Annotated in this window: 25 protein-coding genes; 12 read left to right on the top strand and 13 right to left on the bottom strand. The window is 49.3% G+C overall.

Annotated elements, in window-relative coordinates; genetic code table 11:
• Window positions 1-231 precede the first annotated feature (231 nt).
• The gene (locus tag HUZ68_RS22130) at window positions 232-1434 is read right to left on the bottom strand and encodes an L-lactate MFS transporter (RefSeq protein ID WP_021578071.1); all 1203 of its coding nucleotides are present in this window, start codon (window positions 1432-1434) and stop codon (window positions 232-234) included.
• A 228-nt stretch (window positions 1435-1662) separates the two neighbouring features.
• Entirely contained in the window at window positions 1663-2361 is a 699-nt protein-coding gene (locus HUZ68_RS22135; RefSeq protein WP_028132045.1) for an autotransporter outer membrane beta-barrel domain-containing protein, read from the bottom strand.
• 157 nt (window positions 2362-2518) lie between these two features.
• Here HUZ68_RS22135 and tag point away from each other — a divergent pair, with 157 nt between their 5' ends.
• Together tag and HUZ68_RS22145 are read left to right on the top strand one after the other, a co-directional pair.
• On the top strand, window positions 2519-3082 hold the full coding sequence (gene tag, locus HUZ68_RS22140; protein ID WP_000438948.1) for a DNA-3-methyladenine glycosylase I: 564 nt from the start codon (window positions 2519-2521) through the stop codon (window positions 3080-3082).
• On the top strand, window positions 3079-3519 hold the full coding sequence (locus HUZ68_RS22145; protein ID WP_000617485.1) for an N-acetyltransferase: 441 nt from the start codon (window positions 3079-3081) through the stop codon (window positions 3517-3519). Before tag ends, HUZ68_RS22145 begins: the two co-directional genes overlap by 4 nt.
• On the opposite strand, the gene bisC is transcribed toward HUZ68_RS22145, so the two are convergent.
• Window positions 3488-5821, bottom strand: a complete 2334-nt coding sequence (gene bisC / locus HUZ68_RS22150) for a biotin sulfoxide reductase (protein WP_000013945.1) — start codon at window positions 5819-5821, stop codon at window positions 3488-3490. The two genes, HUZ68_RS22145 and bisC, sit on opposite strands and share 32 nt — an antisense overlap.
• A 152-nt stretch (window positions 5822-5973) precedes the next feature.
• Here bisC and HUZ68_RS22155 point away from each other — a divergent pair, with 152 nt between their 5' ends.
• Entirely contained in the window at window positions 5974-6633 is a 660-nt protein-coding gene (locus HUZ68_RS22155; RefSeq protein ID WP_000747625.1) for an OmpA family lipoprotein, read from the top strand.
• A gap of 103 nt (window positions 6634-6736) precedes the next feature.
• Entirely contained in the window at window positions 6737-7711 is a 975-nt protein-coding gene (gene ghrB / locus HUZ68_RS22160) for a glyoxylate/hydroxypyruvate reductase GhrB (protein ID WP_021557311.1), read from the top strand.
• 49 nt (window positions 7712-7760) lie between these two features.
• Here the strand turns inward: ghrB and HUZ68_RS22165 are convergent, their stop codons facing one another.
• Complete coding sequence (locus HUZ68_RS22165) at window positions 7761-8471, bottom strand: DUF3053 domain-containing protein (RefSeq protein ID WP_000190516.1); 711 nt, start codon at window positions 8469-8471, stop codon at window positions 7761-7763.
• Window positions 8472-8904: 433 nt separating this feature from the next.
• On the opposite strand from HUZ68_RS22165, the gene HUZ68_RS22170 reads away from it, so the two are divergent.
• The 3 genes from HUZ68_RS22170 (at window position 8905) to HUZ68_RS22180 (ending at window position 9899) form a co-directional block, all read left to right on the top strand.
• Window positions 8905-9195, top strand: a complete 291-nt coding sequence (locus tag HUZ68_RS22170; protein ID WP_000455798.1) for an HTH-type transcriptional regulator — start codon at window positions 8905-8907, stop codon at window positions 9193-9195.
• A 280-nt stretch (window positions 9196-9475) separates the two neighbouring features.
• Entirely contained in the window at window positions 9476-9688 is a 213-nt protein-coding gene (cspE, locus tag HUZ68_RS22175; protein WP_000014594.1) for a transcription antiterminator/RNA stability regulator CspE, read from the top strand.
• A 139-nt stretch (window positions 9689-9827) separates the two neighbouring features.
• Window positions 9828-9899, top strand: coding sequence for a hypothetical protein (locus tag HUZ68_RS22180; RefSeq protein ID WP_212734940.1), 72 nt, complete (start codon window positions 9828-9830; stop codon window positions 9897-9899).
• Here HUZ68_RS22180 and hokA read toward each other — a convergent pair.
• From hokA to HUZ68_RS22200, 4 genes are all read right to left on the bottom strand, one after another.
• Window positions 9876-10028 carry a type I toxin-antitoxin system toxin HokA gene (gene hokA, locus HUZ68_RS22185; protein ID WP_001135738.1) on the bottom strand — a complete coding sequence of 51 codons (153 nt, stop codon included), beginning with the start codon at window positions 10026-10028 and terminating at the stop codon, window positions 9876-9878. The two genes, HUZ68_RS22180 and hokA, sit on opposite strands and share 24 nt — an antisense overlap.
• A gap of 321 nt (window positions 10029-10349) precedes the next feature.
• Entirely contained in the window at window positions 10350-12419 is a 2070-nt protein-coding gene (gene glyS / locus HUZ68_RS22190; RefSeq protein ID WP_001291788.1) for a glycine--tRNA ligase subunit beta, read from the bottom strand.
• Window positions 12420-12428: 9 nt separating this feature from the next.
• Entirely contained in the window at window positions 12429-13340 is a 912-nt protein-coding gene (gene glyQ / locus HUZ68_RS22195; protein WP_001168544.1) for a glycine--tRNA ligase subunit alpha, read from the bottom strand.
• 94 nt (window positions 13341-13434) lie between these two features.
• Window positions 13435-13734, bottom strand: a complete 300-nt coding sequence (locus HUZ68_RS22200) for a YsaB family lipoprotein (RefSeq protein ID WP_000980111.1) — start codon at window positions 13732-13734, stop codon at window positions 13435-13437.
• 174 nt (window positions 13735-13908) lie between these two features.
• On the opposite strand from HUZ68_RS22200, the gene wecH reads away from it, so the two are divergent.
• Window positions 13909-14904 carry an O-acetyltransferase WecH gene (gene wecH, locus HUZ68_RS22205; RefSeq protein ID WP_001182640.1) on the top strand — a complete coding sequence of 332 codons (996 nt, stop codon included), beginning with the start codon at window positions 13909-13911 and terminating at the stop codon, window positions 14902-14904.
• A 41-nt stretch (window positions 14905-14945) separates the two neighbouring features.
• Here the strand turns inward: wecH and yiaA are convergent, their stop codons facing one another.
• The 4 genes from yiaA to xylA form a co-directional block, all read right to left on the bottom strand.
• The gene (gene yiaA / locus HUZ68_RS22210) at window positions 14946-15383 is read right to left on the bottom strand and encodes an inner membrane protein YiaA (protein ID WP_001296808.1); all 438 of its coding nucleotides are present in this window, start codon (window positions 15381-15383) and stop codon (window positions 14946-14948) included.
• Window positions 15384-15428: 45 nt separating this feature from the next.
• Complete coding sequence (yiaB, locus tag HUZ68_RS22215) at window positions 15429-15770, bottom strand: inner membrane protein YiaB (RefSeq protein WP_000858193.1); 342 nt, start codon at window positions 15768-15770, stop codon at window positions 15429-15431.
• 168 nt (window positions 15771-15938) lie between these two features.
• The gene (gene xylB / locus HUZ68_RS22220; protein ID WP_000275381.1) at window positions 15939-17393 is read right to left on the bottom strand and encodes a xylulokinase; all 1455 of its coding nucleotides are present in this window, start codon (window positions 17391-17393) and stop codon (window positions 15939-15941) included.
• Between the two features lie 71 nt (window positions 17394-17464).
• Window positions 17465-18787: a xylose isomerase gene (gene xylA, locus HUZ68_RS22225; protein WP_001149592.1), complete on the bottom strand. Its 1323-nt coding sequence runs from the start codon at window positions 18785-18787 to the stop codon at window positions 17465-17467.
• 365 nt (window positions 18788-19152) lie between these two features.
• On the opposite strand from xylA, the gene xylF reads away from it, so the two are divergent.
• From xylF to xylR, 4 genes are all read left to right on the top strand, one after another.
• Window positions 19153-20145, top strand: coding sequence for a D-xylose ABC transporter substrate-binding protein (xylF, locus tag HUZ68_RS22230; RefSeq protein ID WP_239593976.1), 993 nt, complete (start codon window positions 19153-19155; stop codon window positions 20143-20145).
• Window positions 20146-20222: 77 nt separating this feature from the next.
• Window positions 20223-21764 carry a D-xylose ABC transporter ATP-binding protein gene (gene xylG / locus HUZ68_RS22235; RefSeq protein ID WP_001146509.1) on the top strand — a complete coding sequence of 514 codons (1542 nt, stop codon included), beginning with the start codon at window positions 20223-20225 and terminating at the stop codon, window positions 21762-21764.
• On the top strand, window positions 21742-22923 hold the full coding sequence (xylH, locus tag HUZ68_RS22240; RefSeq protein ID WP_000045991.1) for a xylose ABC transporter permease XylH: 1182 nt from the start codon (window positions 21742-21744) through the stop codon (window positions 22921-22923). Before xylG ends, xylH begins: the two co-directional genes overlap by 23 nt.
• Before the next feature lie 77 nt (window positions 22924-23000).
• A complete protein-coding gene (gene xylR / locus HUZ68_RS22245) occupies window positions 23001-24179 on the top strand; it encodes a D-xylose utilization transcriptional activator XylR (RefSeq protein WP_069906568.1) in 1179 nt (392 codons plus the stop codon).
• Between the two features lie 107 nt (window positions 24180-24286).
• Here the strand turns inward: xylR and HUZ68_RS22250 are convergent, their stop codons facing one another.
• Entirely contained in the window at window positions 24287-25111 is an 825-nt protein-coding gene (locus HUZ68_RS22250) for a protein bax (protein ID WP_001297957.1), read from the bottom strand.
• Between the last annotated feature and the right edge of the window lie 284 nt (window positions 25112-25395).

The raw sequence follows: 25395 nt of genomic DNA on the forward strand, positions 1-25395 counted from the left end.
AGGATAAAATATCAATAAATTAAGAAAGTGTGAATTTTTATTTAAATCACTAAGTTGCCTTTCGGGATAAAAAATCAGGAATGATTTTTAGGAAAAAACAAATACAAAATATCAATTAATCAATCCATATATATTCACTTTGTAAATATATAGAGTTTTGTAATCTCCTTATTATTTTAAACGAAAAAAAGGGGCTCTCTCGCCCCTTCGTTAATAACCAACGCCATCTCATTAAATATGCGCCTCACGCAACACTTTCTGCTGCGGCTGGCGAATGGTGGTGGAAAGTGCCAGGGAAATAATCAGCAGAGCAAAGATGACGTAGAACGTCACATAGAAGCCGCCAAACAGTGAGGCGATAATCGAACCACAAATGCTACCGATACCGAAACCGAGGTAAATCACACCGTAGTTTTTCGCCAGGTTATTGAGGCCGAAGAACTCACTGACCAGTGACGGAAAGACGGTAATAGTGCCGCCAAAGTTAAATGCCACACAGGCAATCGCTGCAAAGAACGTCACTGCATTCAATGGTGCAAACAGCAGGGCCGCCATACCCACCAGCGAAATCACCTGACCAATGGTGATAACACGGATACGGGCGATTTTGTCAGACAGAATGCCCAGCACCAGACGACCTGAAAGGTTGGCGATGGAAATAACAGTGACTGCATTGGCTGCAGAAACCACATCAAGGTGTGCCAGACTTTGGGCGATATCTTTCGCTACCCCAATCACGTACAGGCCGCTCATGCAGGCAGTCAGGAACATTACCGCTAACATCCAGTACTGCGGTTTACGCATCGACTCTGCCAGCGTGTAATCTTTCTCCACCACACCATTGCTGGTTTTCACTTCCTGTTTTGGTGCGTCTTTCATTAACGTTGCGCCGAAAACAATCATCACCAGCGCAATCGCTCCCCAAATCACAAAGGTTTTTTCCAGACCGACCGTTTCCAGCAGCTGCGTGTCGATAAATTTGAAACCCAGGCTACCCAGACCATAAGAACCGATAGCGAACGCGGAGATCAGACCTTTACGCTCCGGGAACCATTTCACGCAGTTAGAGAGCGTCAGCAGGTAACCCGCGCCATCCGCCAGACCGACCAGCACACCGGCGCTTAACCACAGCATCATCAGGTTGTCAGAATGCGCTGTCAGGAAGAACCCTAATCCCAGCAAAATGCCGGAAGCGATGGTGACGCGTTTAACACCAAAACGTTCCTGCAATTTGCCCGCAACAGAAGACGAAATTGCCAGCCCCAGACTTAACAAGCCGAAAGAGAAAGCGACCTGGCTTACCGGCGCATCCAGCTTGGCGGAAAGCGCGCCGTTAAACAGGCTCCAGGTATAAACCGACCCCAGCGCAAACTGGGTAATGATAGTACCGATGAGTGTCAGCCAGCGGGTACGCTGATAATTTGAAGGTGTCATGGCAGTATTCCTGCAGTAATAAAAAGGAAAAATCTCTGCCGACAACCATAACGAAGTGCACTTTATGCCTGGGGAAAAACGGCATGAAATGCCATCAGAACGGAATGAAATGCCTTAGTTCAGGAATGAATGACGCGACAATTATTCACCAAATTTATTATTTGGTAAGTTAGCACCCACTATCGCCACAACCATTGTTACTCAATGGTTTCAATTGTAATTGTTACGTTAAAATCTGGCACTAACCCCCATCGTATACAGATAATCGCTATTGTTAGTGGTATTTTCTGCCTGAGATAGCGCGGCATAGGCGGCAATATTTTGATTGAGCAACATATCAGCGCCTACGGTGACATCCAGCCAGTTGCCGTTCTGGTTTGTCGCCGTCATCCGGCTCAGGCCTGATTGCGCCTTCCAGATATTCTCGCCAAATTGCTGGTTATAGCTGATTTGCGCCCAGGGTCGGAGATCGCCAAGCTGGGAGTCAACACGCCAGCCTAAGGTACTCACGCTGGCATGCCATAACGGATCGGTCAGCGTGGTAGTACTGTCGCCAAACTCGTTATACATCGAGGTGGTTGTGCCATCGTAATGTAATGCCGCGACCGGGCCAGTTGTAACCTGTTCATATAAAGGAAAATTCCAGCCCATACTCATACTGCTGGTCACATCCACAGGGGTTTCTTCCGCCAGATTGACTTCCAGTCCCAGCACCCTTTGGCTACTTTGAATACGTTGCGACAAAATATCGTTGTAATCAGGTTGATGATCACTATCCCAGGTGTAACGCTCTGTGGAATGCCCGGGTTGCGTATCAACGATATATTCTTGTTGCCAGGCGTAAGCTGTGTTGAGAAAAAAGGCACTGATTACCACACTCGCCAGCAGGCTTAGCTGCCAGCGACCACCGCTTTTTTTTATGATCATTAACACGACTCCAGGGAAGAGCCGAATTCGGCAATATTATTGTCATTGTATGAAGGATATCGGGCATAGTAGCCCTGTATTAAATATTGACTTTTTCACCGATGCGTCAAGAAAAGCGGCTGAAATTTTTACGATCGGGTACATAGCGAGGGAAAGTATGGAACGTTGCGGCTGGGTGAGTCAGGACCCGCTTTATATTGCCTACCATGATAATGAGTGGGGCGTGCCTGAAACTGACAGTAAAAAACTGTTCGAAATGATCTGCCTGGAAGGGCAGCAGGCTGGGTTATCGTGGATCACCGTCCTCAAAAAACGCGAAAACTATCGCGCCTGCTTTCATCAGTTCGATCCGGTGAAGGTTGCCGCAATGCAGGAAGAGGATGTCGAAAGACTGGTACAGGACGCCGGGATTATCCGCCATCGCGGGAAAATTCAGGCAATTATTGGTAATGCGCGGGCGTACCTGCAAATGGAACAGAACGGCGAACCGTTTGCCGACTTTGTCTGGTCGTTTGTAAATCATCAGCCACAGGTGACACAAGCCACAACGTTGAGCGAAATCCCCACATCTACGCCCGCCTCCGACGCCCTATCTAAGGCACTGAAAAAACGTGGTTTTAAGTTTGTCGGTACCACAATCTGTTACTCCTTTATGCAGGCATGTGGGCTGGTGAATGATCATGTGGTTGGCTGCTGTTGCTATCCGGGAAATAAACCATGATTAGGGAAGCGCAACGTTCAGAACTCCCCGCGATCCTCGAACTGTGGCTGGAAAGTACAACCTGGGGCCATCCCTTTATAAAAGCGAATTACTGGCGCGAGTGCATTCCGCTGGTGCGGGATGCCTATCTTGCCAACGCACAAAACTGGGTCTGGGAAGAAGACAGTAAGCTTCTTGGTTTTGTCAGCATTATGGAAGGCCGATTTCTGGCAGCGATGTTTGTCGCACCGAAGGCCGTCAGGCGCGGTATTGGTAAGGCGCTGATGCAGTATGTGCAACAGCGCCATCCCCATCTGATGCTGGAGGTTTATCAAAAAAATCAACCGGCGATAGATTTTTACCAGGCGCAGGGTTTTCACATTGTCGATTGCGCATGGCAGGATGAAACCCAACTACCCACCTGGATTATGAGCTGGCCGGTGGTTCAAACGCTGTAAGTGTCAGTTCCGGACCGTTGTATTTTTCTAGCCATGCCAGCGCCGTATTACCCGCACAGCCATTCCCCAGCCGCGAGCTGGGGAGATCTTTGGTCAGCACGTTCACTGCGCCGTTTTTACAAATACCGTCAGCGGTTAAATCCAGATCCGGCCATGCCCCTTCGTGAATGCAAATCACGCCAGGTTTAATTCCCTCGCTAATGACCGCTCCGGCAAGAATTTGCCCGCGTGAGTTCCACAGCCGAACAGTATCGCCATCTTGTATGCCGCGCGCCTGAGCATCGTCAGGATGAATGGTCACAGGCTCACGGTTTGCTACCGCGTACAATTCGCGCAGAGAACTGTAATTCAGCTGGCTGTGCAGACGATGCGCCGGATGAGCAGAAAGTACCTGTAACTGTTCCGGTTCGGCATTACCCTGCCATTCGTCCGGCTCCAGCCACATTGGATGCCCCTGGCAATCCGGATAAGCGTAATCGGCAATACGCTGCGAGAAGATTTCAATCTTACCGCTGGCGGTTTTTAATGGATGCGCCTGCGGATCGCGGCAAAAATCAGCGAAGCGAATAAACCGCTCGCTGTCCGGGTTTTCCGGCATCTCAATTAACTGATTGGCTTGCCAGAACTCAGCAAATGGCGGCAATTCAACCTGCTGGCTTGCCCCGCGCTGTCGGGCAACGTTATAAAACGTTTCCAGCCATTGCAGCTCACTTTTTCCTTCCGTAAAACGTGCATAACCGCCCTTCTCCCAGCGTTCACTTAACTCGGCAAAAACATCAAAATCATTACGCGCTTCATAGCGTGGCGGCACCACTTGCTTCATCGGCACCAGATGCTGATTACTATAATCACCGGTCATGGTGAGATCATTACGCTCAAAAGAGGTAGTCGCAGGCAGAACGATATCCGCGTGTTTCGCCGCCGCCGTCCAGAAGCATTCAGAGATCACCACCAGCTCCGGTTTTTGCCAGGCACGGATCAGGCGATTGGTATCCTGATGATGAGTAAAGTTGGCACCGCCCGCCCACCAGATAAAACGAATATCCGGGAAATGTCGGTCCATACCGTTGTGTTGATATGCGCCACCGGGGTTTTCCAGTGCTTCAACAATGCGGGCGACAGGGATTTTATCTACCGCATCGCAGCCACCCGGCAAGCTGCCCTGCATGGAAGAGAGTACCGCAGCGCGCCGCGTGGGGTTACCACCATTGGCAAAATGGTAAGAAAGACCAAAACCGCCGCCGGGTGTGCCGATTTGCCCCAACATTGCTGCCAGCGTGACGATCATCCAGTGTTTTTGCTCACCAAACTGTTGGCGCTGCATTCCCCAGCCAGCCATCAGCATGGTGGTATTTTGGTGGAAAATAGCCGCCAGCTCGCGGATTTTCGCTGCGCCAACACCACAAATCTCTGCTGCCCATTCGGCGGTTTTCGCTATTCCGTCACTCTCGCCCAGCAAATAAGAGGCGAAGACGGCATAACCTGTGGTGCAACGCGCCAGAAACGCTTCGTCGTGCCAACCATTTTCCACCAGCGTATGGGCGATCCCCAGCATCAGCGCAACATCAGTGCCCATGTGCGGTGCCACCCACTCCATTTTATCGCCAAAGAAATCGACGGTTTCCGATCGCATTGGATCAATGCAGATCAGCTTTTTCCCGCTGTCACGCAGTGCAGAAAAGTAAGAAAGCCCCTGCTCATCGGATGCATTCCACGCAATTTTCAGCGTATTGAGTGGGTTAGCACTCCACAGCACCACGACATCGCTATGTTCCAGCACCAGCGGCCAACTGGTCTGCTGTTGATAAACTTCACTACCACCCACGACATACGGCATGATCGCCTGTGCCGCGCCGGTCGAATAATCCCCCAGATGCCCGGTATAACCGCCTGCCAGCGCCATATAGCGTTGTAATAATGTCGAGGCCTTATGCAGCACGCCGTTTGAACGCCAGCCGTAGGAACCAGCAAAAATCGATGCCGGACCATAAGCCTCACGAATGCGTTTATGTTGTTGGTGAATAAGATCCAGCGCCTCATCCCAACTCACGCGAACAAATTCATCCTGCCCACGAATGCCTTGCGGGTTTTCCGGTGACGCGAGAAAGCCTTTGCGCACCATTGGAAATCGTACCCGCGTATTGCTGTGAACCTGGTCGCGAACCGCGCTCTGCAAGGAGTTTTCCATTCCTGTGGCTAACGCGCCACGCGAGCTAAACACGGTTTCGCCGTCGGTTTCAACCAGCATGGGCCCCCAATGGGCGGCAGTCAGAACGGAATATCGTGAGGATGAGTTGGCCAAACCGAAGACTCCTGAAAGGTTAGATGTATTGAGCAGTTAAATATTACTTACAAATTTCCGAGTATTCCCAGGAATAATCTTCATGTTCACGCGGCATAATCTCCCGCCACGGAACCCGTGGCAAAGAATAAAAAGGTTATTAAGGATTAACAATGAAGAAACGTGTTTATCTTATTGCCGCCGTAGTGAGTGGCGCTCTGGCGGTATCTGGCTGCACAACTAACCCTTACACCGGCGAACGCGAAGCAGGTAAATCTGCTATCGGCGCAGGTCTGGGCTCTCTCGTGGGCGCGGGTATTGGTGCGCTCTCTTCTTCGAAGAAAGATCGCGGTAAAGGCGCGCTGATTGGCGCAGCAGCAGGCGCAGCTCTGGGCGGCGGCGTGGGTTATTACATGGATGTGCAGGAAGCGAAGCTGCGTGACAAAATGCGCGGCACTGGTGTTAGTGTAACCCGCAGCGGGGATAACATTATCCTCAATATGCCGAACAATGTGACCTTCGACAGCAGCAGCGCGACCCTGAAACCTGCGGGCGCTAACACCCTGACCGGCGTGGCAATGGTGCTGAAAGAGTATCCGAAAACGGCGGTTAACGTGATTGGTTATACCGACAGCACGGGTGGTCACGATCTGAACATGCGTCTCTCCCAACAGCGTGCGGATTCCGTTGCCAGCGCGTTGATCACCCAGGGCGTGGACGCCAGCCGCATCCGTACTCAGGGCCTTGGCCCGGCTAACCCAATCGCCAGCAACAGCACCGCAGAAGGTAAGGCGCAAAACCGCCGTGTAGAAATTACCTTAAGCCCGCTGTAATCCCTTTCATGCCAGGTGATGCAGAAATCACCTGGCATTCTTCAGTTTTCCTTCATCATATTTCAGGCTAAGGTGATCGCCTTATCAGTGAATGGAGAGAAGCATGAAGCCGTCCGTTATCCTCTACAAAGCCTTACCTGATGATTTACTGCAACGCCTGCAAGAGCATTTCACCGTTCACCAGGTGGCAAACCTCAGCCCACAAACCGTCGATCAAAATGCAGCAATTTTTGCCGAAGCTGAAGGTTTACTGGGTTCAAACGAGAATGTAGATGCCGCATTGCTGGAAAAAATGCCGAAACTGCGTGCCACATCAACGATCTCCGTCGGCTATGACAATTTTGATGTCGATGCGCTTACCGCCCGAAAAATTCTGCTCATGCACACGCCAACCGTATTAACAGAAACCGTCGCCGATACGCTGATGGCGCTGATGTTGTCTACCGCTCGTCGGGTTGTGGAGGTAGCAGAACGGGTAAAAGCAGGCGAATGGACCGCGAGCATAGGCCCGGACTGGTACGGCACTGACGTTCACCATAAAACACTGGGCATTGTCGGGATGGGACGGATCGGTATGGCGCTGGCACAACGTGCGCACTTTGGCTTCAACATGCCCATCCTCTATAACGCGCGCCGCCACCATAAAGAAGCAGAAGAACGCTTCAACGCCCGCTACTGCGATTTGGATACACTGTTACAAGAGTCAGATTTCGTTTGCCTGATCCTGCCGTTAACTGATGAGACGTATCATCTATTTGGCGCAGAACAATTCGCCAAAATGAAATCCTCCGCCATATTCATTAATGCCGGACGTGGCCCGGTGGTTGATGAAAATGCACTGATTGCTGCATTGCAGAAAGGCGAAATTCACGCCGCCGGGCTGGATGTCTTCGAACAAGAGCCACTTTCCGTAGATTCGCCGTTGCTCTCAATGGCCAACGTCGTCGCAGTACCGCATATTGGGTCTGCCACCCATGAGACGCGTTATGGCATGGCCGCCTGTGCCGTGGATAATTTGATTGATGCGTTACTAGGAAAGGTTGAGAAGAACTGTGTGAATCCGCACGTCGCGGACTAAGCCGCGACTGCGTGGAGTAAAGCCCGATAATCACTCGGGCTTTTACTCTTTATTGGGTTGCAGTAACTGCTGTAGTCCAGGCCTGATTAAACGCCTGATGCTGTGCCGGTAATGGCGCAATCAGTTTGTTATATTCACTTGCCTGCTGTGAAGTCGGGAACTGGATGCCATTTGCTACAAAGCTCACCTGAGTACCTTGTTGGGCAATGTAGTCTCCAACCATCACCAGTTGTTGCGTGAAAGTTTGTGCCGCCGGAATCAATGGTTGCAATGCATCAGCTGGCGTCGTTACCACTTTGGTGAATGCCTGATCAAAGACCGGTTTCAGGTCATCACTCTGTTTTAGCGCAGAGTGCGCAGCATCGGCCTGCAACTTCGCATTTTGCAGTTGTTGCGCCAGCACACCCAGCGAACCATTCATTTCACGCAGCGGACCGCTTTGCGTAACGTAATCCTGCGGTACGCGAATTGCGTTAACGCTGTCTACAACCGGGCGCAGACCGGAATCCATCGCCTGATTCACCTGCTGAGAATAACCATACAGAATCGCGTAATCAGAGACAAAAGGACCAAACTGTTTTTTCTGATCGGCAGTCAGGGTTGGTAGACGTTCACCGCTACGCATCACTGTATTCTGCAGGAAGTCGATAAACGCTTTACGCTGATCGCCTTCTTTATCAAAACACCCACTCAGGCTAACTACCATTAATAACGCCGCAAGAGGCGCAAACCAGCGAGAGCAGGACTTTCCTGTCGCCATTTTCTTACTCCTTTCACCCAAAAAAAGCGCACAACGACACACGCGTGTCTGACGTGACAAGAATAGTCCAGGACAGGCTTGCAGGATACCCTTTCTACGTAATCTTCCTGGTAAAATCATGGAGAAAATGAAACAAGGTTAATTTGTTGTTTCATTGTTAAAAAATGATATTGCCGTTGCCTTTTTTGTAGCCAGAGATTTACGCCTTCGCAGAAGGTTAGATTTTCGAAATCTTTACAAACCAGGAGTGGTAAGAGATATATCGGCATTTATCAGATCGTTAGGTGGCTATAAGTCACGCTAAATGACTGGCTGAATCGAATCATAGCCAGAGCATGCCCTGACTTCACCCCGCTGTGTCTGCTTTTCCCGACTATTCTTAATGAGCTTCGATGCAATTCACGATCCCGCAGTGTGATTTGAGGAGTTTTCAATGGAATATAAAGATCCAATGCATGAGCTGTTGAGCAGCCTGGAACAGATTGTTTTTAAAGATGAAACGCAGAAAATTACCCTGACGCACAGAACAACGTCCTGTACCGAAATTGAGCAGTTACGAAAAGGGACAGGATTAAAAATCGATGATTTCGCCCGGGTTTTGGGCGTATCAGTCGCCATGGTAAAGGAATGGGAATCCAGACGCGTGAAGCCTTCAAGTGCCGAACTAAAATTGATGCGTTTGATTCAAGCCAACCCGGCATTAAGTAAGCAGTTGATGGAATAGACTTTTATCCACTTTATTGCGGTTTACGGTCCTGATGACAGGACCGTTTTCCAACCGATTAATCATAAATATGAAAAATAATTGTTGCATCACCCGCCAATGCGTGGCTTAATGCACATCAACGGTTTGACGTACAGACCATTAAAGCAGTGTAGTAAGGCAAGTCCCTTCAAGAGTTATCGTTGATACCCCTCGTAGTGCACATTCCTTTAACGCTTCAAAATCTGTAAAGCACGCCATATCGCCGAAAGGCACACTTAATTATTAAAGGTAATACACTATGTCCGGTAAAATGACTGGTATCGTAAAATGGTTCAACGCTGACAAAGGCTTCGGCTTCATCACTCCTGACGATGGCTCTAAAGACGTGTTCGTACACTTCTCTGCTATCCAGAACGATGGTTACAAATCTCTGGACGAAGGTCAGAAAGTGTCCTTCACCATCGAAAGCGGCGCTAAAGGCCCGGCAGCTGGTAACGTAACCAGCCTGTAATCTCTGCTTAAAAGCACAGAATCTAAGATCCCTGCCATTTGGCGGGGATTTTTTTATTTGTTTTTCAGGAAATAAATAATCGATCGCGTAATAAAATCTAGTATTATTTTTGTGAAAAATAAATTTGGGTGCAATGAGAATGCGCAACGCCGTAAGAAAGGCGGGAATAACTTCCCGCCGAAGACTCTTACTCTTTCAAATTGCAGGCTAAAAATGCCGCCAGCTCATAACTCCCCTGTTTAATATGCAATTCACACAGTGAATCTCTTATCATCCAGGTGAAAAATAAAAGCGTGAAACAAATCACTATTAAAGAAAGCAATCTATATTTCTGCGGCATTCCCAGCCCCCTGTGTTGATTTCCAACGAGTAAGAGGCTAACCTTATGGTGTCTATGCATAGAGGGGCCTCACTTTGATTTATAGTCAGGTGGGGCTTTTCTCTGTCTGCCTTTCGGTGAATACCTGAGACAAACAGTCTCAAGCACCCGTGGCTATTCTAGCTTAATAAGTTTGTTTCTTCTCCTTGATATAATCCTAAAAAATCTCATAAAATTAATATATGAGATAATCTTTATTCAGCAGAAGATTATTAAAGGTTGCTGTATTATTTAGCGATAAAAAAAGCCTGCCAGATGGCAGGCTTTTTAATAACGGCGTTATTACTGCAACAGCGAAATATCCGCAACGCGCAGGAACAGTTCGCGCAGTTTCTCCAGCATGGTCAGACGGTTGATACGCAATTCTTTGTCATCAACCATGACCATCACTTTATCGAAGAAGGCATCGACCGGTTCACGCAGCTCTGCCAGTTCGACCAGCGCATCCTGGTAACGACCTTCCGCAAAGTACGGCTCCAGCTTGTCACGTAGCACCACAACCTGCATCGCCAGTTTAATTTCTTCCGGCTCTTTCAGAGTAGAGGCATTCACGCGATCGCTCAGCACTTCGTCAGATTTCGCCAGGATGTTAGATACACGTTTGTTCGCCGCCGCCAGTGCTGCAGCTGCTTCCAGGGTACGGAAGTGCGATACCGCTTTCATGCGGGCATCGAAATCAGCCGGACGAGTCGGACGACGCGCCAGTACCGCCTGGATGGTGTCAACGGTATAACCTTCGTCCTGATACCAGGCGCGGAAGCGACCGAGCATAAAGTCGATAACATCATCAACTACGTTGGCATTAGTCAGCTTATCGCCATACAGACGCACCGCTTCTTCGGTCAGCGTTTGCAGATCAAGGTTGAGGTTCTTCTCAACGATAATACGCAGCACGCCAAGCGCGGCACGACGCAGCGCAAACGGGTCTTTGTCGCCTTTCGGATGCTGACCGATACCGAAGATACCCGCCAGAGTATCCATCTTGTCAGCAATCGCCAGCGCACAAGCTACCGGGTTGGACGGCAGGTCATCACCAGCAAAACGCGGCTGATACTGCTCATTCAGCGCCACGGCTACGTCTTCCGCTTCGCCATCGTGACGCGCATAGTGCATCCCCATAACGCCTTGGGTGTCGGTGAACTCGAAGACCATGTTGGTCATCAGGTCACACTTAGACAGCAGGCCCGCACGGGTTGCGTGGTTAACGTCAGCGCCAATCTGTTCGGCGATCCAGCCAGCCAGCGCCTGGATGCGGTCAGTCTTGTCACGCAGCGTACCCAGCTGTTGCTGGAACAGCACGGTTTGCAGACGCGGCAGGTTATCTTCCAGACGTTTTTTACGGTCGGTGTTGAAGAAGAACTCGGCATCAGCCAGACGTGGACGAACGACTTTCTCGTTACCAGAGATAATTTGCTGCGGATCTTTCGATTCGATGTTGGCAACGAAGATAAAGTTCGGCAGCAGTTTGCCGTCGTTCGCATACACCGGGAAGTACTTCTGGTCACCTTTCATGGTGTAAACCAGTGCTTCAGACGGCACCGCGAGGAATTTCTCTTCAAATTTCGCGGTTAGAACGACCGGCCACTCCACCAGCGAAGCCACTTCTTCCAGCAGGCTTTCGCTTAAGTCAGCGTTACCGCCAATCTTACGCGCTGCTTCTTCGGCATCGGCTTTAATCTTCGCCTTACGTTCTTCGTAATCGGCGATGACTTTCCCACGCTCACGCAGAATTTCCGGATACTGATCGGCGTTATCGATGGTGAATTCCGGCTCGCCCATAAAGCGGTGGCCGCGAATCACGCGATCGGACTGAATGCCCAGAATGGTTGCAGGAATGACTTTGTCGCCCAGCAGCAGGGTCACGGTGTGCACCGGACGCACGAAGTGCACGTCGCTTGCACCCCAGCGCATCAGTTTCGGAATCGGCAGTTTCGCCAGCGAAGTCGCAACCATATTCGGCAGCAGTGCTTCAGTGCTTTCGCCCTTCACATGGGCGCGATACAGCAGCCATTCGCCTTTATCGGTAGTCAGACGCTCAGCCTGGTCAACGGTAATACCGCAACCACGCGCCCAACCTTCTGCCGCTTTGCTCGGTTTGCCTTCAGCGTCGAACGCCTGGGCAATCGCCGGGCCGCGTTTTTCGATTTCACGATCCGGTTGCGCTTCCGCCAGGTTAGCTACTTTCAGCGCCAGACGACGCGGAGCAGCAAACCATTGAACGGTGCCGTGTGCGAGGCCTGCGTTATCCAGCTCCGCAGTAAAGTTCGCAGCAAAGGACTCTGCCAGGCTGCGCAGTGCTTTTGGTGGCAGCTCTTCAGTGCCGATTTCCACCAGAAAAGTTTTCTCAGACATAGCCGCCTCTTACTTATCTTTGTTGCACATCGGGAAGCCGAGGGCTTCACGGGAAGCGTAATATGCTTCTGCCACTGCTTTGGTCAGGGTGCGAATGCGCAGAATGTAGCGCTGACGCTCGGTGACGGAGATGGCTTTACGCGCATCCAGCAGGTTGAAGCTGTGGGCGGCTTTCAGAATACGCTCGTAAGCTGGCAGCGGCAGCGGATTTTCCAGCGCCAGCAGCTGCTGCGCTTCTTTCTCGTACTGCTCGAAGCAGGTGAACAGGAAGTCCACGTCCGCGTATTCGAAGTTGTAAGTGGACTGCTCCACTTCGTTCTGATGGAACACGTCGCCGTAGGTGGTTTTACCCAGCGGGCCGTCGCTCCAGACCAGGTCGTAAACGCTGTCTACGCCCTGAATGTACATGGCCAGACGTTCCAGACCGTAGGTGATCTCGCCGGTAACCGGTTTACACTCCAGACCACCAACCTGCTGGAAGTAAGTGAACTGCGTCACTTCCATGCCGTTTAGCCACACTTCCCAGCCCAGTCCCCAGGCACCCAGCGTCGGGTTTTCCCAGTTATCTTCCACGAAACGGATATCGTGGATAGTCGGGTCCATGCCCAGCTCTTTCAGAGAACCAAGGTACAGCTCCTGAATATTGTCCGGCGATGGCTTAATGACCACCTGGAACTGATAGTAGTGCTGTAAACGGTTGGGGTTTTCGCCGTAGCGACCATCGGTCGGGCGACGAGAAGGCTGAACATAAGCAGCCGCCATCGGTTCTGGCCCCAGCGCGCGCAGACAGGTCATTGGGTGAGAGGTTCCCGCGCCGACTTCCATGTCCAATGGTTGAACAATGGTGCAGCCCTGGCGAGCCCAGTAATCCTGTAAGGTCAGGATCAAGCCCTGGAAGGTCCTGGTATCAAACTTTTGCATATTATTTCGTGCTGGATACGTGTGGATTTAAAGGAAGGGATCAGTATACCCGCTGGATGGAAGATATACAGTATGAAACGGGAAAAAGCAGGGCTTAACGCATGGAAAGATGCAAAAAATGGCCATCTGCGTCAAAAGAACAGACAAACTGCTCTTTACGGAAGGTATAACCGCGCATTTCATAGCTTCCCTGGAACTGTTCGAAGGCGGTGACGTCGATTTTTTGCTCGCCGGTGTTATAACGTTTTGCCGCCTGATCCTTGCATAACGCTTCCATATTCAACGAACGCAGAGGATCAACCTTTACCCGTTGTGCTTTCTGCACGGGTGACGGTGTAGAACAACCCACTAGCACCATAAGCGCCATTGCCGGAAAGAAAGCGTTCATCATCATTAAATTACCGTCTGGTTTGCAGGTGAGTCTTATTATTTATATCGGTATAGTGGCTGATATCTTACGAATTTCCTTAAGCCTCTATAAGCTGTAGTGTTAAAACTCAGATTATTCCAGTGCGCCAACTGAATGATTTATCGGTCAGACTTTTTTTAACCAGATACAGAGACACAGATGCAGCCCAAAATTTACTGGATTGATAACCTGCGAGGGATAGCGTGTTTAATGGTGGTGATGATTCACACCACTACCTGGTATGTGACCAATGCTCATAGTGTTAGCCCCGTCACCTGGGATATCGCCAATGTTCTGAACTCTGCCTCTCGTGTCAGCGTGCCGCTATTTTTCATGATTTCCGGCTATCTCTTTTTTGGCGAACGCAGCGCCCAGCCGCGCCATTTCTTGCGTATCGGCTTATGTCTGTTTTTTTATAGCGCAATCGCGCTGCTCTACATTGCACTGTTTACCTCCATTAATGTGGAGTTAGCGCTGAAAAACCTGCTGCAAAAGCCAGTGTTTTACCACTTATGGTTTTTCTTCGCGATTGCGGTGATTTATCTGGTTTCACCGCTGATTCAGGTGAAGAACGTCGGCGGAAAAATGTTGCTGGTGCTAATGGTGGTGATTGGTATCATCGCTAACCCAAACACCGTGCCGCAGAAAATCGACGGTTTTGAATGGCTGCCAATTAACTTATATATCAATGGCGATACTTTTTACTACATTCTGTATGGCATGTTGGGCCGCGCTATAGGGATGATGGACACACAGCATAAAGCACTGTCGTGGGTGAGCGCCGCACTGTTTGCGACGGGAGTTTTTATTATCTCTCGCGGGACATTATATGAATTGCAGTGGCGCGGAAATTTTGCCGATACCTGGTATCTTTACTGTGGGCCGATGGTTTTTATCTGCGCAATCGCGCTATTGACTCTGGTTAAAAACACGCTGGATACGCGTACCATTCGCGGACTTGGCTTAATCTCCCGCCATTCGTTGGGTATATACGGATTCCACGCCTTGATTATTCATGCGCTGCGCACCCGGGGAATTGAGCTTAAAAATTGGCCAATACTGGATATTATTTGGATTTTTTGCGCGACGTTGGCAGCGAGTTTGTTACTTTCTATGCTGGTACAACGAATCGACAGAAACAGATTAGTGAGTTAAGTAAAAGCCCGGTCACATTGGACTGACCGGGCTTACGTGAGTTATTCGCTGTATTCTTCCTGGGTAACCTGTGTTTCTTTTGGTGGGTTTATTCCGGCATCACGAATATTTTTCTGCACCGCTACTGCACCAAACAAGCTTAAGAAGAAAGCCAGTCCATAAAAACCTTTTTCGCTGAGTAATAATGTCGCATTCCACAGACCTACCATCAGTAATGCAACAGAGATAATAAAGACAGTCAGGCAGGTCATATAATAAATGGAAGTGGTCGGTATGCCTTCATACTTGTCCCGAACGGTCTTTTGATAAGACGCCGCAGAAAACAGTCCTAATACCAGTACGGCAAAATAATATCCTTTTTCATTTAACTGCATCTCTGCATTCCATAGCCCTAACAGATAGGTAACGATACCACCAACGAGAGCTATCCATGACACAATACTAAAGGCCGGTGAATAGGTTGATATTTTGTTGTCCATCACAGTATTCCTTTCATTCCTGAATGTGTAAGAGCTTTATGTTGCTCATACCGAGCGAAACAAACGCATTTGACCAAACAAGCAGACAAAAAAGGCGATGGGGTAGATCACCATTTCATAAGCATTGATAGGTGCATTTAAAACACCGATAAACAAGAGACCGATAGTGATTAACGCAACTAACTGGCAAATATGGGTAAAAAAATTATCCAGTTGCCCGAGTTTTTCTGCGCGAAGATATGCATAGTTGCCAAAAGTTGCTGTCATTAACACGCCAAGAAAATAGCCTTTTCCACTCAACAATGGGCATGAGATCCATAGCCCAACCAGATAAACCAGCGCCCCGACAACAAATAATAGTTTTGCCACAGTTTTTGAGGTTTTCATAACGATCTCCATATCTACCAGCGATACATTACGAGTAACCAACGAAAGACAAAACTGAAAAATGCCATTAACAAATGATTTTCAGAATAAATTCATACTAAATATTAATTAATTGCTGAGATATATAGATGTGAATTATCCCCCACCCGGTCAGGCAGGGGATAACGTTTACGCCATTAATGGCAGAAGTTGCTGATAGAGGCGACGGAATGTTTCACGTCGTGGCTGATAAGCGGCATAACGCTGCGCATCTGGTAGATGCGACTGTTCTAACGGTAGCTGCGGCAACAACTCAATGAGCGATTTCTCTGGATTCGCCGCAATCTGCGCCAGCCTTGCTGCGCCCAGTGCTGGCCCCACATCCCCCCCCGTACGGTAATCGAGCTGCTGACCGCTGATATCCGCCAGCATCTGACGCCAGTACTCACTACGCGCCCCGCCACCAATCAACGTAACACTTTGCGGTTTAATGCCGCAGGCATGCACGACATCCATGCCATCTGCCAGCGCATAACCCACGCCTTCCAGCACTGCTCGCGCCAGTTCATTGGGGCCATGTTGATGAGTCAAACCAAAGAAAACCCCTTTCGCCTGGGGATTATTGTGTGGTGTACGCTCGCCGGAAAGATAAGGCAGAAACCAAACTGGCTCGGCACTTTCATCAGCCTGTTGAGCTGCAGCGATTAAAGCTGGGACATTGCTCAGGCCGGTTAATTTCGCGGCCCAATCCAGACACGACGCTGCACTCAGCATTACAGACATTAAATGCCAACGCTGCGGTAGCGCATGGCAAAAGCTGTGTACGGCGCTTTCTGGCTTGCTTAAGAACCCTTCGCTGACAGCAAAATAGACCCCCGACGTCCCCAGCGATAACATTGCCTGATTAGCATCAACCATTCCCACACCAACTGCACCAGCTGCATTGTCGCCACCGCCTGCGACAACTGGCACCGTCGCCATACCCCACGCTTTCGCAACTTCAGGTAACAAAGCACCAGTAATTTCGCTGCCTTCGTATAATGCGGGCATCTGGTCACGAGATAAGTCGCAAGCCTGCAGCATGACGTCACTCCAGTCACGCTTTGCGACATCCAGCCACATGGTGCCAGCTGCGTCAGACATATCGCTGGCAAACTCCCCCGTCATACGCAGACGCAAGTAATCTTTCGGTAATAATACTTTGTCGATTTGACGGAATATCTCCGGCTCATGCCGCTGAACCCATAGCAATTTAGGCGCAGTAAATCCGGGCATCATCAGGTTGCCGGTAATCACTCGTGATTGCGGAACTCTCGCTTCCAGCAAAGTGCACTCTTGCGCACAGCGCCCGTCGTTCCACAAAATGGCAGGGCGCAATACCCGTTGTTGAGCATCCAGTAAGGTTGCTCCGTGCATCTGGCCGGCAATACCCAATGCTTTAACGTCCTGCAGAGAATGCTGATCGCCCAGAGCTTTCATTGCGCGATCAGTTGCCTGCCACCACTGTTCCGGGTCTTGTTCCGACCAGAGTGGATGCGGGCGCGAAACGGTCAGCTTTTCCGTTTGCGAAGCAACCACCTCACCCTGCTCGTTAAGCAAAATAACTTTTACGCCCGAGGTGCCAAGATCTATCCCGATATACATATCGATCGTTCCTTAAAAAAATGCCCGGTATCGCTACCGATAACCGGGCCAACGGACTGCACAGTTAGCCGTTATTTGTCGAACAGATAATGATTTACCAGATTTTCCAGTTGCTCCTGGCGACCACTCTGATGCACCGGAGACAAATTATGTTCCTGAGCATATTTGGCTAAATCTGCCAGTGACATTTGGCCTTTCAGGATTTGCTGGCCTAATTCGCTATTCCAGCCGGAATAACGCTGCGCGATGCGTTTATCCAGCTCGCCATCTTCAATCATGCGCGCTGCAATTTTCAGCGCCAGTGCCATCGTATCCATCGCGCCGATATGACCGTAAAACAGATCATATTTATCAGTACTTTGACGACGTACTTTGGCATCGAAGTTCAGACCGCCGGTGGTGAAACCGCCTGCTTTGAGAATTTCATACATTACCAGCGCATTCTCTTCCACACTGTTCGGGAACTGATCGGTGTCCCAGCCCAGTTGAGCATCGCCACGGTTGGCGTCGACAGAACCAAACAGGCCAAGCGCAATGGCGGTGGCAATTTCATGATGGAAAGAGTGACCTGCCAGCGTCGCGTGGTTAGCTTCAATGTTCAGTTTAATCTCTTTTTCCAGACCAAACTGTTTCAGGAAGCCATAGACTGTCGCAGCATCGTAATCATATTGATGTTTAGTCGGTTCTTGCGGTTTCGGTTCGATAAGCAACGTGCCCTGGAAGCCGATTTTATGTTTATGCTCAACCACCATTTGCATAAAGCGGCCCAGTTGTTCACGCTCCTGACGCAAATCGGTATTTAACAGCGTTTCGTAACCTTCACGACCGCCCCACAGGACATAGTTTTCACCACCCAATTTATGGGTTGCTTCCATCGCTGTAACAACTTGCGTTGCCGCCCAGCTGAAGACTTCTGGATCTGGGTTCGTCGCCGCACCCGCGCCATAGCGAGGGTTTGTAAAGCAGTTAGCGGTTCCCCACAGCAGCTTCACGCCGCTCTCTTCTTGCTTGCCTGCCAGAACATCAACCATTTGCGCAAAATTATTGATGTACTCTTTTAACGACGCGCCCTCAGGAGAAACATCCACATCGTGGAAGCAATAAAATGGCACATGTAACTTGTGGAAAAACTCAAATGCGACATCTGCTTTACGCTTCGCCAACGCCAGTGCCTCACCAGGCTGCTGCCACGGACGATTAAACGCCCCCACACCAAACATGTCCGCCCCGTTCCAGCAGAAGGTGTGCCAGTAGCAGGCGGCAAATCGCAAGTGCTCTTCCATACGCTTGCCCAACACCAGTTCGTCGGGATTGTAGTGACGGAATGCTAACGGGTTTGAGGATTTTGAGCCTTCATAACGAACGCGATCGAGCTGGTCAAAATAGGCTTGCATATTGAACTCCATAATCAGGTAATGCCGCGGGTGATGGATGATGTCGTAATATTGGGCACTCCCTTTCAGTTGCTCAATTATGTTATTTCACACTGCTATTGAGATAATTCACAAGTGTGCGCTCGCTCGCAAAATAAAATGGAATGATGAAACTGGGTAATTCCTCGAAGAGAAAAATGCAATAAGTACAATTGCGCAACAAAAGTAAGATCTCGGTCATAAATCAAGAAATAAACCAAAAATCGTAATCGAAAGATAAAAATCTGTAATTGTTTTCCCCTGTTTAGTTGCTAAAAATTGGTTACGTTTATCGCGGTGATTGTTACTTATTAAAGCTGTCCTCTAACTACAGAAGGCCCTACACCATGAAAATAAAGAACATTCTACTCACCCTTTGCACCTCACTTCTGCTTACCAACGTTGCGGCACACGCCAAAGAAGTCAAAATAGGTATGGCGATTGATGATCTCCGTCTTGAACGCTGGCAAAAAGATCGAGATATTTTTGTGAAAAAGGCAGAATCTCTCGGCGCGAAAGTATTTGTACAGTCTGCAAATGGCAATGAAGAAACACAAATGTCGCAGATTGAAAACATGATAAACCGGGGTGTCGATGTTCTTGTCATTATTCCGTATAACGGTCAGGTATTAAGTAACGTTGTAAAAGAAGCCAAACAAGAAGGCATTAAAGTATTAGCTTACGACCGTATGATTAACGATGCGGATATCGATTTTTATATTTCTTTCGATAACGAAAAAGTCGGTGAACTGCAGGCAAAAGCCCTGGTCGATATTGTTCCGCAAGGTAATTACTTCCTGATGGGCGGCTCGCCGGTAGATAACAACGCTAAGCTGTTCCGCACCGGACAAATGAAAGTGTTACAACCTTACGTTGATTCCGGAAAAATTAAAGTCGTTGGTGACCAATGGGTTGATGGCTGGTTACCGGAAAACGCATTGAAAATTATGGAAAACGCGCTAACCGCCAATAATAACAAAATTGATGCTGTAGTTGCCTCAAACGATGCCACCGCAGGTGGGGCAATTCAGGCATTAAGCGCGCAAGGTTTATCAGGGAAAGTAGCAATTTCCGGCCAGGATGCGGATCTCGCAGGTATTAAACGTATTGCTGCCGGTACGCAAACTATGACGGTGTATAAACCTATTACGTTGCTGGCAAATACTGCCGCAGAAATTGCCGTTGAGTTGGGCAATGGTCAGGAACCAAAAGCAGATACCACACTGAATAATGGCCTGAAAGATGTGCCCTCCCGCCTCCTGACACCGATCGATGTGAATAAAAACAACATCAAAGATACGGTAATTAAAGACGGATTCCACAAAGAGAGCGAGCTGTAAGCGTTACGCCCCAGCGCGGAGCGGGGGCGTGATTTCTCTCCATGCCGCGTGAATGAATTGGCTTAGGTGGAGTCGTTATGCCTTATCTACTTGAAATGAAGAACATTACCAAAACCTTCGGCAGTGTGAAGGCGATTGATAACGTCAGCTTGCGGTTGAATGCTGGCGAAATCGTCTCACTCTGTGGGGAAAATGGGTCTGGTAAATCAACGCTGATGAAAGTGCTGTGTGGTATTTATCCCCATGGCTCCTACGAAGGCGAAATTATTTTTGCGGGAGAAGAGATTCAGGCGAGTCACATCCGCGATACCGAACGCAAAGGTATCGCCATCATTCACCAGGAATTGGCCCTGGTGAAAGAATTGACCGTGCTGGAAAATATCTTCCTGGGTAACGAAATAACCCACAATGGCATTATGGATTATGACCTGATGACGCTACGCTGTCAGAAGCTGCTCGCACAGGTCAGTTTATCCATTTCACCTGATACCCGCGTTGGCGATTTAGGGCTTGGGCAACAACAACTGGTTGAAATTGCCAAGGCACTTAATAAACAGGTGCGCTTGTTAATTCTCGATGAACCGACAGCCTCATTAACTGAGCAGGAAACGTCGGTTTTACTGGATATTATTCGCGATCTACAACAGCACGGTATCGCCTGTATTTATATTTCGCACAAACTCAACGAAGTCAAAGCGATTTCCGATACGATTTGCGTTATTCGCGACGGACAGCACATTGGTACGCGTGATGCTGCCGGAATGAGTGAAGACGATATTATCACCATGATGGTCGGGCGAGAGTTAACCGCGCTTTACCCTAATGAACCACATACCACCGGAGATGAAATATTACGTATTGAACATCTGACGGCATGGCATCCGGTTAATCGTCATATTAAACGAGTTAATGATGTCTCGTTTTCCCTGAAACGTGGCGAAATACTGGGTATTGCCGGACTCGTTGGTGCCGGACGTACCGAGACCATTCAGTGCCTGTTTGGTGTGTGGCCCGGACAATGGGAAGGAAAAATTTATATTGATGGCAAACAGGTAGATATTCGTAACTGTCAGCAAGCCATCGCCCAGGGGATTGCGATGGTCCCCGAAGACAGAAAGCGCGACGGCATCGTTCCGGTAATGGCGGTTGGTAAAAATATTACCCTCGCCGCACTCAATAAATTTACCGGTGGCATTAGCCAGCTTGATGACGCGGCAGAGCAAAAATGTATTCTGGAATCAATCCAGCAACTCAAAGTTAAAACGTCGTCCCCCGACCTTGCTATTGGACGTTTGAGCGGCGGCAATCAGCAAAAAGCGATCCTCGCTCGCTGTCTGTTACTTAACCCGCGCATTCTCATTCTTGATGAACCCACCAGGGGTATCGATATTGGCGCGAAATACGAGATCTACAAATTAATTAACCAACTCGTCCAGCAGGGTATTGCCGTTATTGTCATCTCTTCTGAATTACCTGAAGTGCTCGGCCTTAGCGATCGTGTACTAGTGATGCATGAAGGGAAACTAAAAGCCAACCTGATAAATCATAACCTGACTCAGGAGCAGGTGATGGAAGCCGCATTGAGGAGCGAACATCATGTCGAAAAGCAATCCGTCTGAAGTGAAATTGGCCGTACCGACATCCGGTGGCTTCTCCGGGCTGAAATCACTGAATTTGCAGGTCTTCGTGATGATTGCAGCTATCATCGCAATCATGCTGTTCTTTACCTGGACCACCGATGGTGCCTACTTAAGCGCCCGTAACGTCTCCAACCTGTTACGCCAGACCGCGATTACCGGCATCCTCGCGGTAGGAATGGTGTTCGTCATAATTTCTGCTGAAATCGACCTTTCCGTCGGCTCAATGATGGGGCTATTAGGTGGCGTCGCGGCGATTTGTGACGTCTGGCTAGGCTGGCCTTTGCCACTTACCATCATTGTGACGTTGGTTCTGGGACTGCTTCTCGGTGCCTGGAACGGATGGTGGGTCGCGTACCGCAAAGTCCCTTCATTTATTGTCACTCTCGCGGGCATGTTGGCATTTCGCGGCATACTCATTGGCATCACCAACGGCACGACTGTATCCCCCACCAGCACCGCGATGTCACAAATTGGGCAAAGCTATCTCCCCGCCAGCACCGGCTTCATCATTGGCGCGCTTGGCTTAATGGCTTTTGTTGGCTGGCAATGGCGCGGAAGAATGCGCCGTCAGGCTTTGGGTTTGCAGTCTCCGGCCTCTACCGCAGTAGTCGGTCGCCAGGCTTTAACCGCTATCATCGTATTAGGCGCAATCTGGCTGTTGAATGATTACCGTGGCGTTCCCACTCCTGTTCTGCTGCTGACGTTGCTGTTACTCGGCGGAATGTTTATGGCAACGCGGACAGCATTTGGACGACGCATTTATGCCATCGGCGGCAATCTGGAAGCAGCACGTCTCTCCGGGATTAACGTTGAACGCACCAAACTTGCCGTGTTCGCTATTAACGGATTAATGGTAGCCATCGCCGGATTAATCCTCAGTTCTCGACTTGGCGCTGGTTCACCTTCTGCGGGGAATATCGCCGAGCTGGACGCAATTGCAGCATGCGTGATTGGCGGCACCAGTCTGGCAGGCGGCGTCGGGAGCGTGGCTGGAGCGGTAATGGGGGCATTCATCATGGCTTCACTGGATAACGGTATGAGTATGATGGATGTACCGACCTTCTGGCAGTATATCGTTAAAGGTGCGATTCTGTTGCTGGCAGTATGGATGGACTCCGCAACCAAACGCCGTTCTTGATTTTGATAAAAATTTTCTCAAAGCCGGTAATGTATTACCGGTTTTGAGTTTTTGCATGATTCAGCAGGAAAAGAACCATGTTTACTAAACGTCACCGCATCACATTACTGTTCAATGCCAATAAAGCCTATGACCGGCAGGTAGTAGAAGGCGTAGGGGAATATTTACAGGCGTCACAATCGGAATGGGATATTTTCATTGAAGAAGATTTCCGCGCCCGCATTGATAAAATCAAGGACTGGTTAGGAGATGGCGTCATTGCCGACTTCGACGACAAACAAATCGAGCAAGCGCTGGTTGATGTCGACGTCCCCATTGTTGGGGTTGGCGGCTCGTATCACCTTGCAGAAAGTTACCCACCCGTTCATTACATTGCCACCGATAACTATGCGCTGGTTGAAAGCGCATTTTTGCATTTAAAAGAGAAAGGCGTTAACCGCTTTGCTTTTTATGGTCTTCCGGAATCAAGCGGCAAACGTTGGGCCACTGAACGCGAATATGCATTTCGTCAGCTTGTCGCCGAAGAAAAGTATCGCGGAGTGGTTTATCAGGGGTTAGAAACCGCACCAGAGAACTGGCAACACGCGCAAAATCGGCTGGCAGACTGGCTACAAACGCTGCCACCGCAAACCGGGATTATTGCCGTTACTGACGCCCGGGCGCGGCATATTCTGCAAGTATGTGAACATCTACACATTCCCGTACCGGAAAAATTATGCGTGATTGGCATCGATAACGAAGAACTGACCCGCTATCTGTCGCGTGTCGCCCTTTCTTCGGTCGCTCAGGGCGCGCGGCAAATGGGCTATCAGGCGGCAAAACTGTTGCATCGATTATTAGATAAAGAAGAAATGCCGCTACAGCGGATTTTGGTCCCTCCAGTTCGCGTCATTGAACGGCGCTCAACAGATTACCGTTCGCTGACCGATCCCGCCGTTATTCAGGCCATGCATTACATTCGTAATCACGCCTGTAAAGGGATTAAAGTGGATCAGGTACTCGATGCGGTCGGGATCTCGCGCTCCAATCTTGAGAAGCGTTTTAAAGAAGAGGTGGGTGAAACCATCCATGCCATGATTCATGCCGAGAAGCTGGAGAAAGCGCGCAGTCTGCTGATTTCAACCACCTTGTCGATCAATGAGATATCGCAAATGTGCGGTTATCCATCGCTGCAATATTTCTACTCTGTTTTTAAAAAAGCATATGACACGACGCCAAAAGAGTATCGCGATGTAAATAGCGAGGTCATGTTGTAGCGATGATGAGAATTGTCGGCGTCGCATCAGGTAACTCAGCACAACCACCTGATGCGATCAAAAGCCTTATCCGACCGACAAGTCGGATAAGGCTCGAGGAAATACAATTACATATGCGCCGCGATTAACCGTTGGTTATCCTGGTACATTGCGAACAGGTAGTTGTTATAACTCTTCCCTTTGGTCGAGTAGCCCTTCAGCTTGTGAATCATCGCTGTGGCAGTCACTTCCTGATCAGCTTTACGCAGCTGCGCACGCGATTTACGGAACGAAGAGTAAGCCGGATGCGTATTCAGGTTAGTGACATAGGCGCTCACCGATTCTTTGACAGAACTAAACTGTGAGTACCCTTTCACTTTACCCGGCGCATTGGTACAACGTCCTTTCATGCATTTCATGCCGAAAAGATTGTTGTTGTTGCGCGCCAGCTTCGACGTTCCCCAACCGCTTTCTGCTGCAGCCATCGTCGCCACCATACTGGTAGGGATAATGTCTACGCGTTCAAGCAAGGTATTCCACGGGATTTTTCGCGTATTACCAGACCACTTCACCTTGTAGCGTTTGGCGATGTCTTTCAGACGCGCACGCTCAGCAGGTGACCATTGGCCCTGATACTGTTTTGAAATCAGCCAGTTACGTTCTGCAGTAATGGCTGCATTTTGGCTGGTAATGTAAGGCATTACGGTCCGGAGAAACGCCTTTTTCCTTGGTGTTCCGGAAGGGTATTTTCGCAAATCAGGAAGTGAACTACTCTTTGCACTATTGCGAGAATACTCTTGTTTACTGCTTACCTGTTTATTACTAGCTTTAGTTAAGTGGGACTTTTGACTCGCTGTTGTTGTGTGCGTCTTCGCTAACACCTCACTCGAAAACACCAGAGTGAGTAACATAAGAATCATCGCCCCATATCGTCGTATGGGAGTCAAAATCATCAGGTCTCCTGGTCGGATTTAATCATTCCAACACCTTATATTTTTCACAAATTTGAGAGTTGAATCTCAAATCATATCAAAAATAGCTGTCAAGAGCACCCCAAGGAATAGTCCAAATCTGAAACTATGTCACGTGTTAACGATTCAGATTGGCGCTAAATCGCAGAAAATGTGGGGTTTATCGCAAAATTCAGCCGTTTTTTGCGCGAGATCGCTCAACCTTGCTTCTCATCCTGTGGACTTACCGCTCAGGGATGAGTTTTGTTTGGCTTATCGCTGGCAAA

It is taken from the genome of Shigella dysenteriae (assembly GCF_022354085.1).
Taxonomy (GTDB): domain Bacteria; phylum Pseudomonadota; class Gammaproteobacteria; order Enterobacterales; family Enterobacteriaceae; genus Escherichia; species Escherichia coli.

What these genes read in the sequence shown, in the direction of transcription:
- HUZ68_RS22130 (WP_021578071.1), bottom strand. Translation starts at nt 1,434, where the DNA reads ATGACACCTTCAAATTATCAGCGTACCCGCTGGCTGACACTCATCGGT.
- HUZ68_RS22135 (WP_028132045.1), bottom strand. Translation starts at nt 2,361, where the DNA reads ATGATCATAAAAAAAAGCGGTGGTCGCTGGCAGCTAAGCCTGCTGGCG.
- tag (WP_000438948.1), top strand. Translation starts at nt 2,519, where the DNA reads ATGGAACGTTGCGGCTGGGTGAGTCAGGACCCGCTTTATATTGCCTAC.
- HUZ68_RS22145 (WP_000617485.1), top strand. Translation starts at nt 3,079, where the DNA reads ATGATTAGGGAAGCGCAACGTTCAGAACTCCCCGCGATCCTCGAACTG.
- HUZ68_RS22155 (WP_000747625.1), top strand. Translation starts at nt 5,974, where the DNA reads ATGAAGAAACGTGTTTATCTTATTGCCGCCGTAGTGAGTGGCGCTCTG.
- ghrB (WP_021557311.1), top strand. Translation starts at nt 6,737, where the DNA reads ATGAAGCCGTCCGTTATCCTCTACAAAGCCTTACCTGATGATTTACTG.
- HUZ68_RS22165 (WP_000190516.1), bottom strand. Translation starts at nt 8,471, where the DNA reads ATGGCGACAGGAAAGTCCTGCTCTCGCTGGTTTGCGCCTCTTGCGGCG.
- HUZ68_RS22170 (WP_000455798.1), top strand. Translation starts at nt 8,905, where the DNA reads ATGGAATATAAAGATCCAATGCATGAGCTGTTGAGCAGCCTGGAACAG.
- cspE (WP_000014594.1), top strand. Translation starts at nt 9,476, where the DNA reads ATGTCCGGTAAAATGACTGGTATCGTAAAATGGTTCAACGCTGACAAA.
- hokA (WP_001135738.1), bottom strand. Translation starts at nt 10,028, where the DNA reads ATGCCGCAGAAATATAGATTGCTTTCTTTAATAGTGATTTGTTTCACG.
- glyS (WP_001291788.1), bottom strand. Translation starts at nt 12,419, where the DNA reads ATGTCTGAGAAAACTTTTCTGGTGGAAATCGGCACTGAAGAGCTGCCA.
- glyQ (WP_001168544.1), bottom strand. Translation starts at nt 13,340, where the DNA reads ATGCAAAAGTTTGATACCAGGACCTTCCAGGGCTTGATCCTGACCTTA.
- HUZ68_RS22200 (WP_000980111.1), bottom strand. Translation starts at nt 13,734, where the DNA reads ATGATGATGAACGCTTTCTTTCCGGCAATGGCGCTTATGGTGCTAGTG.
- wecH (WP_001182640.1), top strand. Translation starts at nt 13,909, where the DNA reads ATGCAGCCCAAAATTTACTGGATTGATAACCTGCGAGGGATAGCGTGT.
- yiaA (WP_001296808.1), bottom strand. Translation starts at nt 15,383, where the DNA reads ATGGACAACAAAATATCAACCTATTCACCGGCCTTTAGTATTGTGTCA.
- yiaB (WP_000858193.1), bottom strand. Translation starts at nt 15,770, where the DNA reads ATGAAAACCTCAAAAACTGTGGCAAAACTATTATTTGTTGTCGGGGCG.
- xylB (WP_000275381.1), bottom strand. Translation starts at nt 17,393, where the DNA reads ATGTATATCGGGATAGATCTTGGCACCTCGGGCGTAAAAGTTATTTTG.
- xylA (WP_001149592.1), bottom strand. Translation starts at nt 18,787, where the DNA reads ATGCAAGCCTATTTTGACCAGCTCGATCGCGTTCGTTATGAAGGCTCA.
- xylF (WP_239593976.1), top strand. Translation starts at nt 19,153, where the DNA reads ATGAAAATAAAGAACATTCTACTCACCCTTTGCACCTCACTTCTGCTT.
- xylG (WP_001146509.1), top strand. Translation starts at nt 20,223, where the DNA reads ATGCCTTATCTACTTGAAATGAAGAACATTACCAAAACCTTCGGCAGT.
- xylH (WP_000045991.1), top strand. Translation starts at nt 21,742, where the DNA reads ATGTCGAAAAGCAATCCGTCTGAAGTGAAATTGGCCGTACCGACATCC.
- xylR (WP_069906568.1), top strand. Translation starts at nt 23,001, where the DNA reads ATGTTTACTAAACGTCACCGCATCACATTACTGTTCAATGCCAATAAA.
- HUZ68_RS22250 (WP_001297957.1), bottom strand. Translation starts at nt 25,111, where the DNA reads ATGATTTTGACTCCCATACGACGATATGGGGCGATGATTCTTATGTTA.